Annotated in this window: 17 protein-coding genes and 1 riboswitch; of the genes, 12 read left to right on the forward strand and 5 right to left on the reverse strand. The window is 47.4% G+C overall.

Going from position 1 to position 16,059, the window contains the following annotated elements:
* Positions 1-32: 32 nt before the first annotated feature.
* The 3 genes from SporoP37_RS10570 to SporoP37_RS10580 all read left to right on the forward strand — a co-directional run bounded on the left by SporoP37_RS10570 (position 33) and on the right by SporoP37_RS10580 (position 2,901).
* The gene (locus SporoP37_RS10570) at positions 33-776 is read left to right on the forward strand and encodes an ABC transporter ATP-binding protein (protein WP_085430902.1); all 744 of its coding nucleotides are present in this window, start codon (positions 33-35) and stop codon (positions 774-776) included.
* 32 nt (positions 777-808) lie between these two features.
* Entirely contained in the window at positions 809-1,879 is a 1,071-nt protein-coding gene (locus SporoP37_RS10575; protein WP_085431771.1) for an ABC transporter substrate-binding protein, read from the forward strand.
* Between the two features lie 128 nt (positions 1,880-2,007).
* Positions 2,008-2,901, forward strand: coding sequence for a DMT family transporter (locus tag SporoP37_RS10580; protein WP_081243606.1), 894 nt, complete (start codon positions 2,008-2,010; stop codon positions 2,899-2,901).
* Between the two features lie 53 nt (positions 2,902-2,954).
* On the opposite strand, the gene SporoP37_RS10585 is transcribed toward SporoP37_RS10580, so the two are convergent.
* From SporoP37_RS10585 to hutG, 4 genes are all read right to left on the reverse strand, one after another.
* Positions 2,955-3,908: a DMT family transporter gene (locus SporoP37_RS10585; protein ID WP_085430903.1), complete on the reverse strand. Its 954-nt coding sequence runs from the start codon at positions 3,906-3,908 to the stop codon at positions 2,955-2,957.
* 4 nt (positions 3,909-3,912) lie between these two features.
* Positions 3,913-5,139 (reverse strand): peptidase T, encoded by a 1,227-nt coding sequence (gene pepT / locus SporoP37_RS10590; RefSeq protein WP_085430904.1) that lies wholly within the window; start codon positions 5,137-5,139, stop codon positions 3,913-3,915.
* Positions 5,140-5,346: 207 nt separating this feature from the next.
* Positions 5,347-6,537 (reverse strand): sodium/glutamate symporter, encoded by a 1,191-nt coding sequence (gene gltS / locus SporoP37_RS10595; RefSeq protein ID WP_081243609.1) that lies wholly within the window; start codon positions 6,535-6,537, stop codon positions 5,347-5,349.
* Positions 6,534-7,493, reverse strand: coding sequence for a formimidoylglutamase (gene hutG, locus SporoP37_RS10600; protein WP_081243610.1), 960 nt, complete (start codon positions 7,491-7,493; stop codon positions 6,534-6,536). The genes gltS and hutG overlap by 4 nt, the downstream gene beginning before the upstream one ends.
* A 113-nt stretch (positions 7,494-7,606) precedes the next feature.
* Here hutG and SporoP37_RS10605 point away from each other — a divergent pair, with 113 nt between their 5' ends.
* A complete protein-coding gene (locus SporoP37_RS10605; RefSeq protein WP_085430905.1) occupies positions 7,607-8,527 on the forward strand; it encodes a LysR family transcriptional regulator in 921 nt (306 codons plus the stop codon).
* Complete coding sequence (locus SporoP37_RS10610) at positions 8,520-9,398, forward strand: DMT family transporter (RefSeq protein WP_081243612.1); 879 nt, start codon at positions 8,520-8,522, stop codon at positions 9,396-9,398. The genes SporoP37_RS10605 and SporoP37_RS10610 overlap by 8 nt, the downstream gene beginning before the upstream one ends.
* Before the next feature lie 135 nt (positions 9,399-9,533).
* On the opposite strand, the gene SporoP37_RS10615 is transcribed toward SporoP37_RS10610, so the two are convergent.
* Positions 9,534-9,764, reverse strand: coding sequence for a DUF2187 family protein (locus SporoP37_RS10615; RefSeq protein WP_232329742.1), 231 nt, complete (start codon positions 9,762-9,764; stop codon positions 9,534-9,536).
* 286 nt (positions 9,765-10,050) lie between these two features.
* Between SporoP37_RS10615 and SporoP37_RS10620 the strand changes: the two genes are divergently transcribed.
* The 7 genes from SporoP37_RS10620 to SporoP37_RS16950 all read left to right on the forward strand — a co-directional run bounded on the left by SporoP37_RS10620 (position 10,051) and on the right by SporoP37_RS16950 (position 15,219).
* Positions 10,051-10,314, forward strand: a complete 264-nt coding sequence (locus tag SporoP37_RS10620; RefSeq protein WP_081243614.1) for a metal-sensitive transcriptional regulator — start codon at positions 10,051-10,053, stop codon at positions 10,312-10,314.
* Between the two features lie 82 nt (positions 10,315-10,396).
* Positions 10,397-10,876, forward strand: coding sequence for a DsrE/DsrF/DrsH-like family protein (locus SporoP37_RS10625; protein WP_081243615.1), 480 nt, complete (start codon positions 10,397-10,399; stop codon positions 10,874-10,876).
* 45 nt (positions 10,877-10,921) lie between these two features.
* Positions 10,922-11,500 (forward strand): sulfurtransferase TusA family protein, encoded by a 579-nt coding sequence (locus tag SporoP37_RS10630; RefSeq protein ID WP_081243616.1) that lies wholly within the window; start codon positions 10,922-10,924, stop codon positions 11,498-11,500.
* Entirely contained in the window at positions 11,497-12,618 is a 1,122-nt protein-coding gene (locus SporoP37_RS10635) for an MBL fold metallo-hydrolase (protein WP_085430907.1), read from the forward strand. The genes SporoP37_RS10630 and SporoP37_RS10635 overlap by 4 nt, the downstream gene beginning before the upstream one ends.
* 80 nt (positions 12,619-12,698) lie before the next feature.
* Positions 12,699-12,926 (forward strand): sulfurtransferase TusA family protein, encoded by a 228-nt coding sequence (locus SporoP37_RS10640; protein ID WP_085430908.1) that lies wholly within the window; start codon positions 12,699-12,701, stop codon positions 12,924-12,926.
* Between the two features lie 57 nt (positions 12,927-12,983).
* Positions 12,984-13,760 (forward strand): sulfite exporter TauE/SafE family protein, encoded by a 777-nt coding sequence (locus SporoP37_RS10645; protein WP_085430909.1) that lies wholly within the window; start codon positions 12,984-12,986, stop codon positions 13,758-13,760.
* Positions 13,761-15,048: 1,288 nt separating this feature from the next.
* Positions 15,049-15,219: a hypothetical protein gene (locus SporoP37_RS16950; protein WP_155961332.1), complete on the forward strand. Its 171-nt coding sequence runs from the start codon at positions 15,049-15,051 to the stop codon at positions 15,217-15,219.
* A gap of 666 nt (positions 15,220-15,885) precedes the next feature.
* Positions 15,886-15,989, forward strand: a riboswitch (SAM riboswitch).
* Positions 15,990-16,059: the final 70 nt, after the last annotated feature.

The following is a 16,059-nucleotide window of genomic DNA, read 5'->3' on the forward strand; positions in this document are numbered from 1 at the left end:
AGGGGACGCCAAAAATTACGGTGGATGGTCTGATGAAAGCTTTTTATAAGAAGCAGGGCAGTGTGGTGGCGCTTGAGAATATTTCCATGACAGTGCAAGAAGGCGAGTTTGTTTGTCTGGTCGGACCGAGCGGGTGCGGTAAGACGACCTTGCTGCGTATTTTGGCTGGGCTGGAACAGCCGAGTGTCGGCAGTTTTACGATTGCGACAGAGAATGAGGACCGCCCTTTGCAGTCGATGGTGTTTCAGGAGCGCGGTGTTATTCCGTGGCTGACTGTCCGGGAAAATGTGGCGTTCGGACTGAAGATGCGCAACTTGCCGAAAGCATTTATTGACGAGCGTACGGACTTTTATTTGAAAAAGACAGGATTAGAGCGTTTTTCTTCACTGTATCCGAAAGAATTATCCGGCGGAATGAAGCAGAGGGTAAGTATTGCGCGGGCATTCGCAAATGATCCGGAGATTCTGCTGATGGATGAACCGTTTGGGGCGCTGGATGAACAAAATCGATTCATTTTACAGGAAGAGCTATTAAGCATTTGGGCAGAGACGAAGAAGACGGTGCTGTTCATTACACACAGTATCGATGAAGCGTTACTGCTGAGTGACCGGATATTATTAATGGGAGCACAGCCAGGGAAGATTATAGAGGAGATTATCATCGACAAGCCGCGGCCGCGTCAAATTGAAGATATCCGCAAAGATCCCGAAATGGCGGCGAAATTTATTGAAATCTGGCATCATCTGCAAGAAGAAGTACTGAAATCTAGGGAGTAAATGATAAAAGGAGAGATGACGTGGGGAAGTGGATGAAAAAAGCGGGCTTGTTCAGTGTGTTATCAATTGTTCTGATGATGGGTGCTTGTTCACCGAAAGAAGTAGTGAAGCCTGTACCGGGCAATGAAAAACCGGCGTCGGGTGATCTGGCTCCCCTCGAGAAGCAGGCGAAAGTATTTATTGCGGAAGACGGGGCGGCTTCCGGAGCGGGCTTCTATATTGCTAAAGAAAAAGGTTATTTTGAAGACTATAATATACGTGTCGACTTCGCAGACTTTGCGAACAGCGATGATATGCTGCCGGCACTGGCGGCAGGAGAAGTGGATATTGCGGGCGGTGTTTCCACTGCATCTTTCTTTAACGCCATTGCACAAGGAATAGATGTCCGGATTATTGCAGATAAAGGCCACAACATGCCTGGTAAATCCTACTTCAGCTTCGTCATCGGTAATCACATGAAAGATCAGATTAAAGAATACAGTGACTTCAAAGGGAAGAAAATTGCCGTATCATCCCGCAACTCGATAGACGGCTACATCTACCAAGAAATGCTGAAGCACGCGGGTCTAACAGAAGATGATGTGGAATATGTTCATATAGCTGACTTCGGTGCGATGCTTGGAGCGGTGGATTCAGGAACTGTCGATGCTGCACTGAATATCGAGCCGCTTATTGCGCAGGGAATCAGTAAAGGTTTCCACGTACGATTTGGAGACACAACCGATTATGCGCCTGAATCACAGATTGCGATGGTATTGGCTTCACCGCAGTTCATGGCGAATAAAGATTTATCACTGCGCTTCATGGCTGCCTATCTGAAGGGCGTGCGTGACTATAATGATGCGTTCTTTAAGAACAAAGATAAACAAGAAATCATCGATATTATGGTGAAACACACCGCACTGAAAGATCCTGAACTGTGGGAAAGAGTTTTTGTTACGGGACTTGATCCAAACGGCAAAATGTTCATTGACGATATCAAGAAGCAATATGAAACGTATAAAGCAAACGGAGCAATCCGCGGGGAAATTGATTTCGACAAATCGGTCGATCCGTCACTTGTAGAGCGCGCCATTAAAGAAATCGGTCTGTATGAAGAATAACACTCAGTTCCTGCTTCGATGGTGAAGCAGGAGCTTTTTTTGTTATCAAAATATTGCGAGGTTACTGTATTCGACAAGAATTTCATGCTAAACTAATACGACTGATTAGCGGAAGCATGGTGAATGAGATGAAAAAATACATAGGTGAAATTGGCTTGACAGTGACCGCTGTCATTTGGGGAAGCGGCTTTGTGATGAGTGCGCTCGCATTGGATTACTATACGCCGTATCAAATTTTGGCGGTTCGATTTACAATCGGTGCATTACTGCTCGGGCTTGTGTTCCGTAAACGTCTGCACGATATGGACCGTGCTGTTTTGTGGAAAGGTGCCTTGCTCGGTGCCTTGCTTTATGCGGCGTTTGCGCTGCAGACAGTAGGCCTGCAGTTTACGACGCCTTCGAAGAATGCTTTTTTGACAGGCGTCAATGTGGTAATTGTTCCTTTTATTGCATTTGTTTTATATAAACGCAGACTGGATACGTTGGAGTTATTCGGAGCGGTGCTGGCGCTGATCGGAGTAGCGGTATTATCGCTGCAATGGTCGTCAAGCATCAATGTGGGGGATTTGCTGACACTTGGCTGTGCGGTGCTGTTTGCATTTCATATTTTCTACACAGCACGATTTGTCCGTTCGGAAGATCCGATTTTGCTGACATTGCTGCAAATGGCTTTCGCGGCAGTCATCGGGTGCTTGACGGTCCTTGGACTGGGCGAAACTTCATTTTCCATGGACCCCGCAGCGTTAAGTTCCGTAGTCTATTTGGCCGTTTTCTCCACGACACTTGCTTTTTTAATGCAAACAGTGGGACAGAAACATCTGTCGGAGACAAAAGCAGCGATTATTTTATCGACAGAATCGGTTTGGGGTATGATTTTTTCTGTAGCCCTTGCATATGAAATTCTGACGTTCCGAATGTTTCTCGGCGCGCTCATCATTTTCATTGCAATTTTATTGTCTGAAGTCAGACCGCAGCTTCTTAAAAAGCGTATCCCGCGGCAAATTCATGAACCTAAAATATAAACAGGGTTGTCCGGCAGATCAATTATTGATCAGCGGGCAACCCTGTTTTCTGTTCAGCCGTGTTTTGCCGCGAGTGACGTCTGATAACTGTGCAGTGACATACCGCCGATAATCACCAGCACTCCGGTTAATGAAAGTGCGCCAGGCAATGGCAGGCCAAGCAATAGCATCTCACCGAGCATTGCGAAGAGCAGTTCAACAGACTGTGTGGCTTCCACTGCCGCAAGTTTGCCCTGATCGTGCTGCACCATATCGGTTGCCATGAAAAAGAGCGATGTCGCAATGACACCTGAACTTACCGCAACAATCAATGACTGCACAACCTGACTGGCAGAAGGTAAGCCGACTGTCGCCCATGCATAGAGCGCCAAGAGAAGCCAGACTGGGATAGTCATCAGCGTCATCGCCAGCACACGCTGAAACATGTCCAGTCTGCCGCCGACCAGTTTCATCATTTTCCGGTTGCCGAGCGGATATGCGAAGGCAGCAACGATAAGCGGCAATATGCCGAGCAAAATAATTTGCGCGGATACAGTGCTTGCATGAGGAATCTGTATCAGTACAACACCGGCTAAGATAACCAATGAAATCATCAAAGATATTGCGGGAATACGGTGGCGGAGTGTCCGGATTTCACCGCTTTCCGTTTTTACCTGGAACGTAAAGAAAGGAGCGAGCAGTACGCCTGCCACGATTGTCATTTGCCATGTTCCCGCAACGAGCCAACCGGGACTGTACCCCGCAGCAAATGTCAGCGGTCCATAGAATAATACAAATGCCACGAAACTCCAGATGAAAAAAAGGCGGGGTGCCGCTGTCATTTCACGTTTCATTCCTGGCAGCCCGCCGCGCATGGCGACAATGGCAATCAGAAACGGCACCATGAAGAAATAGCGCAGCGATGCACTCCACATCCAGCTGCCCCCGTCAAGCTCCATCGATCGGTTCAACACGAAGGTGACAGCAAAGAAGAGGGCAGATAAGATGCCAATTCCAATTGCTTTCATTTGCTTATCCGCGCTGCTCTTGGAGCTTCAGCGCTTCGATGATTACTTGCGTTGCCTTCACCATATTATCTGCTGAAATAAATTCATATTTGCCGTGGTAATTTTCACCGCCCGTGAAAATGTTCGGTGTCGGCATACCCATATAGGAAAGTTGGGAACCGTCAGTACCGCCGCGGATCGGTTCAATTTTCGGCTCAATATCCAGACTGCGGTAAACATCGGCCATCACGTCCACAATTTCCATAACCGGTGTAATTTTTTCACCCATATTGAAGTATTGATCTGTGATCGTCAGTTCTACGGCCTGCTCTCCGTACTTGTCCTGAAGCTGCTGGGCAGCGGTCCGGAAAAGCTCTTTCCTGGCTTCAAACGCATCCCGGTCAAAGTCACGGATAATGTACTGATATGTTGTTTTCTCTACAGAGCCATGCGCTTCCATCAGATGGATGAAGCCTTCATACTGCTCCGTCTCCTGCGGAATTTCATGCGGAGGCATCGCTTCCTGGAATTCAGCCGCAATCAGTAAAGAATTGACCATTTTGCCTTTTGCGGTTCCGGGATGAACGTTTGTGCCGTGGAATGTTATTTCCGCACCGGCCGCGTTGAAGCTCTCATACTGTAATTCACCGAGCGGTCCGCCGTCCATTGTGTAGGCGAACTCTGCACCGAATCGCTCGACGTCAAATTTATGCGGTCCGCGCCCGATTTCCTCGTCTGGCGTGAAGCCGACGCGTACTTTGCCGTGTTTGATTTCCGGGTGCTCGGCCAGATACTGCATCGCTGTCATGATTTCTGTAATACCGGCTTTATCATCTGCACCAAGCAGCGTTGTGCCGTCTGTTGTGATCAGCGTGTGCCCAACATAGTTGCGAAGCTCGGGAAACGCTTGCACACTCATGATTGTTGTGTCGTTGAGTGATATGTCTGTTCCGTCATAGTGATCGATGCGCTGCGGCTTGACGTTTTTGCCGGTATAGTCAGTGGCTGTGTCGACATGCGCCAGAAAGCCGACCGTCGGAAGCTTTTTGTCAGTGTTGGCGGGCAGTGTGCCGAACAAGTAACCATTTTCGTCCAACGAAATTTCCTCAAGTCCGATTTCTGCCATTTCTTTTTCAAGCATATGCAGCAGATCCCACTGTCCGGCAGTTGACGGCGTAGTTTCAGAAGTTGCATCTGATTGTGTGTCGATTTTAGCGTAACGAATGAATCGTTCAATCAATTGTTCTTTCATGCAGCAAGCTCCTCTCCAGTATGCGAATTTCTGTTTTCATTTTAACAGAAAGGTGTGCCAATTACGCTTAAAACGAATAAAAAAAGAACCGGAATATCCGGTTCTTTGTAAGTGAAGGAAGCTCTTTGCTGTTTATTGAAAACAGAGTAGTAATTGATGTTGATCGGCCGCTGCACAGAAGCTGCCAGTTCTTTGTCATTCCTGCCATTACGTAAAGATATTAATGGTTGTAATGATGATCGGCATCGAGACGACGTCTATGAGGAAGGCGCCGACGATGGGCACGATCAGAAACGCTTTGCGTGACGGGCCGTAGCGAGCCGTTACCGCAGCCATATTCGCCATGGCATTCGGGGTCGCACCCAGGCCGTGTCCTGCGAAACCGGCAATCATGACTGCTGCGTCGTAGTCTTTGCCGAGAATGCGGAATAAGACAAAAATCGCGAACAGTACGACGAAAAGTACTTGTACAAATACGATCACCAGCAATGGAAGCGCCAAATCTGCCACTTCCCATAGCTTGATGCTCATTAACGCCATGGACAGGAAAATACCGAGCGATACATCGCCGATTAGGTTGATGCTTGTCATATGGACTGCATCTTCCTTCACGCGGTCAACGATATTCCGGACAATCACCGCAACAAACATTGCGCCGACGTAACCCGGCATGACAAACCCGGTAGCGTTTGAGAATAAATCACCGATAAATGTGCCGCCTGCGATACAAAGCGTAATCAGTAATGTCTGTATTATAAAGTTGTCTGTATTGATCGGCTTTTCAAGTGATTCTACAGAATAAGCTTCTTCATGTTCAACTTCTGTGGATTTCAAATCATATTTATTAATCAGGTATTTTACGATAGGTCCGCCTACCAGTCCGCCTGCCACAAGTCCGAAAGTAGCTGCGGCAATCCCGATGGACAATGCCGAATCGATGCCGAGCTCCTGCAGTGTCTGACCGTAGGCTGTTGCTCCGCCGTGTCCGCCTTCCATGGATACAGCGCCTGCCATCATCCCGATTAATGGATGAAGATTAAATAAATAAGACATTGAAACACCGATAACGTTCTGTGCCAATGCCAGGAAACCGCACGCGACCCAGTAGATGATCAATAGCTTTCCGCCCAGACGAATCAGACGGAAGCTGGCACCCAGACCGACTGTCGTGAAAAACGTCAGCATGAATAAGTTTTGCAGCGAAGTATCCAATGTGAAACTCAGTAAATCAAAGTATTTCAAAATTGTCGCCAAAATTGCGAATAGTAATCCGCCGACCACAGGGGCCGGGATACAGAACTTCTGGAGAAAGCCGATTTTACGTACTAACATCGTCCCCAAGGTCAGAAGTGCCAACGCAAGAAACAGCGTGGTTATTTGATTCAGCTCAATTGTCATGTGATTCGACCTCCCAGCAATGCATAGATTGCTTCATTTGTTAGATAGGCCCCGAGTTTGACCGTTTGATTATGCTGGTCAAGTGACGGGTTTATTTCTGAAATGTCGAATGAAAGGGTTTTCTTATGCGATGCAGCGGTTTGAATGAACGAACGCACGGTCAACGGATCCAATCCGAATGGAGACGGCGCACTTACACCGGGAGCAAATGCAGAATTCAGGACATCAGAGCACAATGTTAGCAAAACAGCATCTTGTTTTTCAATGAATAACTGTATTTTTTCTAATGTCTCGTTCAAAGGCCTCGACATAATTTCTTGTTCCATGACATATGTCACGCCTTTTTTATCGGCTTCTGCAAATAATGTATCTGTATTTCCAAACTCTTGAATGCCAAGGACCAAGTAGTCAACATTCATATCTGCATCAAGCATTTGTTTGAACATCGTACCTGAAGAAGGCTGTTCATCGTAACTGCGCAGATCAAAATGTGCATCGATATTAATGACACCGAGCTTCGCATCCGGGCCTAAAAATTCGCGCACTCCGAGATAATGGCCATATACAGTTTCATGCCCGCCGCCTAAAATGACAGGTTTGGCGTGACGTTGAAGACTTCTTTTGACGACTGCGCCAAGTTCAGCTTGTGCATGTTCTAATTGACCGTCAGTACATACGACAGTGCCCACATCAACCAGGTCACAGTCAGCGGGCAGGCGCCACGGCAATTTAGCGAGTTCACTGCGCAAAGCATCCGGTCCTTCGGCAGCACCGAGTCTGCCGTTATTTCGACGTACACCTTCTTCGGAAGAAAATCCGATCAGTGCACAGGTTTTATTGATAGCGCTTTCTTTTAGCTCGGAAAGTTGGACAATTTGGTGCATACGGAATGCGGTTCTATCGGTCTTACTGTCCGTACGGCCGGACCAGAACTTTTCATTTGTTTGAATTAACAATATACTTCACCCTTTCCCGCATGATACTCTTACTATAATGGTTTTGATTTATTAATTCTAATACATCTTTTTCATATATTCATGCATTCAGGCTATAGATAGGGGTGGAATAAATGGAATTTAAGCAACTGCAATATTTTGTAATGGTCGTGCAGCAATCCAGTTTTTCGGAAGCGGCCAAAAAACTTCATCTGTCACAGCCCTCGCTCAGTAAAGCAATTAAAAACTTGGAAGCAGAAATAGGGTTCCGTTTGCTGGAGCGGACTACGAAACATATCCGGCTCACGGAATCGGGCCAAGTGATTTATGAGCGCGCACTGCAGATTCTTAATGAAACAGATATTTTGCAGCAGGAAATTAAAGAAGTAAAGTGGACAGGCAGCGGCATTGTGCAAGTCGGCATGATTGAGTCTGTAAAGAATTGGATTCCTGCGGTGCTGCATGCATACCAGAAGGAGTTTCCTTCGATGAGAGTGAAATTAATAGAAGTATTGAGCCGGGAAGATGTTGAGCGAGCGCTCCGTCAGTATTCGGTTCATGCTTGTTTGACAAACCAGTACATCGACGCCCCGGATATTCATTCGATTCCGCTTTATAACGAACAGCTCGCGGTCATTATGCATCCTGATCACCGGCTGGCTGGTCTGGAATCCATTACGCTGGCTGACCTGGAAGACGAGGCGTTTATTGTCACGAGTGTGGGTTTGCAGACGAGACAGGATATATTCACTGCCTTCGCAGAAGAAGGGGTTCCGATGACTATTCGTTATGAAGTGGAACGATTCGAAACGATTGTGGAGCTGGTAAGGGCAAATATTGGAGTTTCGATTATTCCGCGGAATTACTTTTCCGATCGGCCAGACCCGTCCATAGTAATTAAAACGACGAACTCCAAAACGCTGACGCGTACTGTATATATCACCTATTTAAAAAACCGCTACATGTCTCCTGCAATTGAAGTGCTGATACGGCGCCTGAAGACTCCATTTATCTCTCCTTCACAGCGGACGGAAAGGAAGGAGCCGGATGAATAAAATTCTATTTGGGCTTTTGGTTGTCATTACGACGGCATTGATGGGGTCCTCATTTGCAGTAGGTAAAATTGGGCTGGAATATTCTTCACCGCTGCTATTGGTAGCACTGCGGTTTTCCATTGCGGGCGCGATTATGGCGGTGATTGTAAAGATAATGAAAAAGCCGCATCCAAAAACGATCGGGGAGTGGAAGTGGCTCGTGCTGATAGGGTCACTGCAGACCGCTGCGGTCATGGGCTGTATCTTTATCGCGCTCCGTACGATTACGTCTGGTGAAACATCTATTCTGACATTCACCAACCCGCTGCTTGTAGTAGTCATCGGAACACTTGTATTGAAGATCCGTTATCGTCTGCAACAGTGGGTTGGTGTCATTTGCGGTCTGTTTGGTGTGTTCATCACAATGGGCGGGCACTTGGACTTGAAAATCGGTACAGTATTAGGGTTTCTTTCTGCAGTAGCCTGGGCTTGTGCAACACTTCTCGTCAAAGTGCATGGCCACCGTTTCGATACGTGGGTAATGACAGCGTATCAAATGCTGTTTGGCGGATTGATTTTATTCGCCGCGAGTTATGTACTGGAAGAACCGTTTTTTGAAGTGAATGCGCTGTCACTGGCAATTCTCGGGTGGCTGGCGATTGCTGCATCAATTGTACAATTTTCTATTTGGTTTTATTTATTGCAGACAGGAAATCCGGAACGGACGAGTGCATTTTTGTTTTTGGCACCGTTTTTCGGCACATTATCCGGCTGGGTGTTATTGAACGAGAGATTGTCGATGAGTTTAATCTTTGGCGGTATGCTTATCAGTTTGGGTATTTTCCTTGTAAACTGGCGCAGCAAGAAAGAGTTAAGCCGTTTGTCTAGTTGACTTGCCACAGACGGCGGCAGCCATCAAGTTCAATGAAGGAAGATTGTTTTATACTTTCTGGCATGCTCATGAAAGAGTATAACTAGCACGCAAAAAAATAGCCCTGCATATAGCTGCAGGGCATAAAAACATAGATTATTGTACCGTGTAATTTTTGTGTGCAACGACAGTCATATTGGAAGCTGCTCCAATTTGCTCTGCGTCTGCTTCGGAAATTTTCACAATGACAGAGTTTTCAAGAATTTTGAAGATAGTTCCGGAAACTTCATGTTCATTACGGTTGAAAGATATGACTTCGTCTACATATCGTGAGGCCACAAAATCAGAAACTGGACGATCTTTACGTGGGAATGCCAATCGAATCATCTCCTTCGGTAGTAAGAATCTCGTCTGTCACAATATGACATTGAAATCAGACGGAAAGTGTGTACAATAGCTTACTCTATCTATTATAACACATTTCGCAAAATATTTCAGAATACTAGAAGTTTGTCAAATGAGCAAGTGTTTTGTCGAATGAATTTCGATAGATTGATTCCCGTACAGTTATGGAGGGAACGTTCGATAGGGCAGTAAACACATGAAAACTTTTCTATTGACATTATACCTTAGGGGGTATATTATTAAGTTAACACAAAGGAGAGTGAGCGATATGGAATACGATGACAAAGTAAAAAACCGGTTAAAACGTCTTGAGGGGCAAATTAAAGGTGTCTTGCGTATGATGGAAGAGGGAAAAGACTGTAAAGAAGTCATTACCCAATTGTCTGCCAGTCGTTCTGCTATCGACCGCACAATTGGTGTAATTGTGAGTTCCAACTTGATTGCATGCATGGAAAATCTGGACGAGGCCGATGACCGCACACATGAGGCCATAATTAACGAAGCGGTGGATCTTTTGGTAAAGAGTCGATAAGCAACAAATCTTGACTCTTTTTTTTATATAATATAATATACCCCCATAGGTATATAAAATAGCTATAGAAGGGAACGAGAATATGTCTGAACAAAAGAAGACAACGATTGTGTTATTCAGCGGAGATTATGATAAAGCAATGGCTGCATACATTATCGCGAACGGCGCGGCAGCTTATGACCATGAAGTAACGATTTTCCATACATTTTGGGGCTTGAATGCATTGCGCAAAGATGAACCGATTAAAAGCAACAAGAGTTTTATTGAGAAGGCATTTGGAAAAATGATGCCGCGCGGCGCAGACAAAATGGGGCTTTCCAATATGAATTTCGCAGGTATGGGTCCTAAAATGATCAAACAGGTCATGAAAAAGCATAATGCAATGACGCTGCCGCAGTTAATTGAAATGGCGATCGAACAGGATGTAAAACTGATTGCCTGTACGATGACGATGGATTTGCTTGGACTTGGACAAGACGAACTGCTTACAGAAGTGGAATACGGCGGTGTGGCGGCTTACTTAGGTGAAGCGCAGGATGGTCAAGTCAATTTATTCATTTAATTTTTTTAATAAAATAAATACCCCGCGGGGTACCGGAGGGATACGATGATTAAAACAGACAAAGTATTGGATGCAAAGGGACTTGCCTGTCCGATGCCAATTGTGAAGACGAGAAAGGTCATGAAGGATTTGGAAGGCGGCCAAGTGCTCGAAGTCCAGTCAACGGATTCAGGAACAGCCGCAGACTTACAGGCATGGGCAGAAAGCACGGGACACCAGTATGTTGGGAACGTGCAGGAAGCAGGCGTATGGCGCCACTTTTTGCGAAAAGCAGGACAGGAAGATCAGCTGCAAACTGAGTACCCAGTTACGGTGGGAAATGATCAGCTGCTGGAACATTTGAAGAATCCCGACGCCGTACTGATTGACGTTCGGGAGGAAGCTGAATATGCTTTCTCTCACATACCCGGGGCCCTATCGATACCGCTTGGCGAGCTGGAAGAGAGAATGACCTATCTAAGTAAAGACAGTAAGTTGTTTATCGTCTGCAGAACGGGTAACCGCAGTGATATGGCTTGCCGAAAATTAGCCGCTGCCGGATACGAATGTGTCACGAATGTGATTCCCGGCATGTCTGAATGGAAAGGTGAAACAGAAAATACAACGGGGGGTATGGATAAATGAGAACCATTCAATCGAGTGAAGTTGCGAATAAAGTGATTGCGAAGGAGCCGCTATTCATTCTGGATGTCCGGAATACAGATGCATTCGAGGATTGGAAGATTGAAGGAGAACAAGTGCGCCACTTGAACGTGCCCTATTTTGAATTACTGGACGGTATCGAAGAGATTGCGGACCAGCTGCCAAAAGATGAAGAGATTTTAGTTGTCTGTGCAAAAGAAGGTTCGTCCGTCATGGTAGCAGAAATTCTTCAGGAAGAAGGATACAACGCGGGGTATTTGGAAGGCGGGATGAAAGCTTGGAGCGAGTACTTAGAGCCGGTGAAGATTGCTGATTTGAAATCAGGCGGCGAGCTCTATCAATTTGTCCGTCTCGGTAAAGGGTGTCTGTCTTACATGGTCATTTCCGGCGGAGAAGCAGCCATTATTGATGCAACACGCATGACAGACGTTTTCATAGACTTTGCCGAACAAAAAGGCGTTAAAATAACCCATGTACTGGATACACATCTGCACGCGGATCATATTTCCGGCGGCCGTCATATAGCACAAGCTGCGGGCGCTGTGTATTGGCTGCCGCCAAAAGACGCAGAAGAAGTGACATTTGAATATGCTGCATTAGAAGGCGGCACATCGATTCAGATCGGCGAAACGAACATCGATATCCAAGCGCTTTATTCTCCCGGACACACAATCGGTTCGACTTCATTCATTGTAGATGACAGCTATTTGATGACGGGAGATATCCTGTTCATCGATTCTATAGGCCGTCCTGATTTGGCTGGATTGGCAGACGACTGGGTGGGAGATCTGCGCGAATCTTTGTATAGCCGCTATCAAAAGTTGTCAGAAGATCTGACGGTGCTGCCCGCTCACTTCATGATTATCGAAGAGTTGAATGAGGACGGCAGTGTTGCTGAGAAGCTCGGTGTATTATATGAGCGTAACCACGGGTTGAATATTGAAGACGAAGAGCAGTTCAGAGAACTCGTGACAGGCGACTTGCCTCCGCAGCCAAATGCTTATCAGGAAATCCGCCAGACGAATATGGGTAAGATTCAGCCGGATGAAGAGACGCAGCGTGAAATGGAAATCGGTCCGAACCGCTGTGCAGTACGATAATCCGCTGATTAGTATAACGATGATACTTTCTTCTGAGACAGACTGCACTATAAAAACACAAATAAAAGGAGAAGATAGATATGAATTCAACAAAATTTTTAGACGCTAAAGGCCTGGCATGCCCAATGCCAATCGTACGTGCGAGGAAAGCAATGAAAGATCTGCAGACGGGAGATATCCTGGAAATTCATACAACTGACAAAGGTTCGGTGGCCGATCTGACAGCGTGGGCTGCGGCAGGCAATCACGAAATAAAGGATCAGCAGCAAGAGTCTGATATCTTTAAGTTCTGGATTCAAAAAGGGTAAACTTAAAACAGAGGGAATGATTACCTCCCTCTTTCATAAGGGAGAAGGGAGGACATCATGACTATTTCATTTATTATCACCATCTTCCTCATCGGATTCGTCGGCTCGTTTCTTTCAGGCATGATGGGAATCGGCGGCGCAATAGTCAAGTACCCCATGCTGCTGTTTATCCCGGCGCTGTTGGGATTCACCGCATTTACACCGCACGAGGTATCGGGGATCACTGCAGTGGAAGTATTCTTCGCTTCGCTTTCGGGCGTCTGGGCATACCGGAAAAGCAATCTGATTTTGAAACCGCTCGTTCTGTATATGGGAATCAGCGTCCTGGCCGGCAGTGCGCTCGGAGGATTAGGTTCCAGTCTGTTATCGGAAGCTGCCGTGAATATCGTCTACGGTGTTCTCGCGGTAATGGCGGCAATCATGATGTTTGTTCCGAAAAAGGGGCTTGATGATATACCGATTGAAGATATTATATTTAATCGTTTGGTCGCTTCCGGTGCGGCGTTCATTGTTGGTCTCGCGGCAGGAATTGTCGGGGCTGGCGGGGCTTTCATTATGGTGCCGGTCATGCTGGTGATCTTAAAGATCCCGACGCGCGTCACAATTGCCACGTCACTGGCCATTACGCTGCTGTCATCAGTCGGGTCTGCCAGCGGGAAGCTGTTCACGGGGCAGGTGCCGTATGGTCCCGCGCTAGTGATGATCGCCGCCAGTGTCATCGCTGCTCCAATCGGTGTGAAAGCGAGCCGCAAAGTTAACACGAAAGTACTGCAAAGCATCCTCGCAGTGTTGATTGTTATTTCTGCTGTGAAGATTTGGTGGGATATCTTTTAGTAGGGCTTATAATGAAAGTGCGAGCGCCGGAGCATGGGACAACACCCCTGCTCCGGTGCTTTTCTTTTTGTGCGTAATAACTGGATTACAGCAGTTGCCGTCATTGTTATAAGAGAAGCAAGACGTCATTGAAGTCACTGCGGCGCTGGCGGATGGCTACGCAATGAGCCAGACAGGGAAGGGCATCCTGTCAGTCTCATCACTTCGCCGACCGCTTGTAAGGCGCCTCCGTTTAGTTAGGGGGAATCACTTTGGCTTCTGGTTTTGGAAAGGTGATGGGCAAATGCTGTGCAGGCGGTTTTGGTTTTTGTGCATCATAACTGGGTTACACCAGTTGCCATCTTTGTAGCAGAAGAAGGGGAACGTCATTGAAGTCACTGCGGCGCTTGCGGATGGCTTCCGCAATGAGCCAGACAGGAAGTGCGCCTGTCAGTCTCATCGCTACGCCTACCGCTTGTAAGGCGCCTACGTTTAGTTAGGAGAAAGCGAAAAATGCCACGTCTTTTGCCAAAGCGTACATCAGTCATCTAGTAGTCGCTGAACTTCTTCTCTTTTAAAAGAGTACTTAGTTTGCTTCCACTAAGCAGTGCAGGCACAACTGCGGGGTCGGCCGAAGTCATGAGCCAGTTGGCGCGCTTTTTGCCAGCTGGCTCATGACGAAAGGCAATCCCCCACGTGCCTGCGCGGGTCCTAAGAGCGGACACTTACTAACTTCAATCCACGACAACGAGTCGAGCTACGATCCCAAAACAGAGACAGAACGGCATTGTACCCACTGCGGCGCTTGCGGATGGCTACGCAATGAGCCAGACAGGAAGATCGCCTGGCTGTCTCATCACTTCGCCGACCGCTTGTAAGGCGCCTTCGTTTAGTTAGGGGGAAGCAAAACATGACACGTCATTTGCCAAAGCATACGCTAGTCGTCTAGTAGTCACTGCACTTCTTCTCTTTTAAAAGAGTACTCGGTTTGCCTCCACTCAGCAGCGCAGGCACAACTGCAGGGTCGGCCGAAGTCATGAGACAACTGGCACGCACTATCGCCAGCTGGCTCATGACGAAAGGCAATCCCCCACGTGCCTGCGCGGGTCCTAAGAGCAGACACTTGCTGACTTCAATCCCCGACAACCGATCGAGCTACGACCACAAAACCAGAGACAGAACGGCATTGAACTCACTGCAGCGCTGGCGGATGGCTACGCAATGAGCCAGACAGGAAGATCGCCTGTCTGGCTCATCGCTACGCCTACCGCTTGTAAAGCGCCACCGTTCAGTGAGGGGGAAGCAGAATATGACACGTCTTTTGCCAAAGCATACGCCAGTCGGCAACCAGTCACTGCACTTCTTCTCTTATAAAAAAGTAACCTGGCTTGCTCCCACACAGCAGCGCAGGTACAACTGCGGGGTCGGCCGAAGTCAGGAGACAACTGGCACGCACTTCGCCAGCTGGCTCATGACGTAAGGCAATCCCCCACGTGCCTGCGCGGGTCCTAAGAGCAGACACTTGCTGACTTCAATCCCCGACAACCGATCGAGCTACGACCACAAAACTAGAGACAGAACGGCATTGAACTCACTGCGGCGCTGGCGGATGGCTACGCAATGAGCCAGACAGGAAGACCGCCTGGCTGTCTCATCACTTCGCCTACCGCTTGTAAGGCGCCTTCGTTCAGTTAGGGGAAGCAGAATATGACACTTCATTTGCCAAAGCAAACACCAGTCGGCAACGAGTCAATGCATTTCTTCTCTTTTAAACAACAACCTGGCTTGCTTCCACTCAGCAGCGCAGGCACAACTGCGGGGTCGGCCGAAGTCATGAGACAACTGGCGCGTTCTATCGCCAGCTGGCTCATGACGAAAGGCAATCCCCCACGTGCCTGCGCGGGTCCAAAAAGTGGACACTCACTAACTGCAAACCCCAACAAACAGTCGAGCAACGACCCAAACCAGTGCAAAAACAAACTACCCCCGGCAGAACACTTCCCCAGGAAACAAAGAACAGCATAACTCGCCTTGTCACTGGTCTAAAGAAAATAACGCTACTTTCTAAACATTCCATCAATAGTTCCTTGCAATAGCATCCGAATAGCTTTATACTATTTTTCAAGATGGAAAACGAATAGACGTACTCTTATCAAGAGCGGCGGAGGGATTAGGCCCTATGATGCCCGGCAACCGGCGAAAGCAAAGGTGCTACTTCCTACAAACTCCCAGCAGTTTGGAAGATAAGGAGAAATGAGCGAAAGCATAGCCCTCTTCTTATTACGGAAGAAGGGCTTTTTGTATACCCGGGAGTGCTGCG

Source organism: Sporosarcina sp. P37, assembly GCF_002109365.1.
Classification (GTDB): domain Bacteria; phylum Bacillota; class Bacilli; order Bacillales_A; family Planococcaceae; genus Sporosarcina.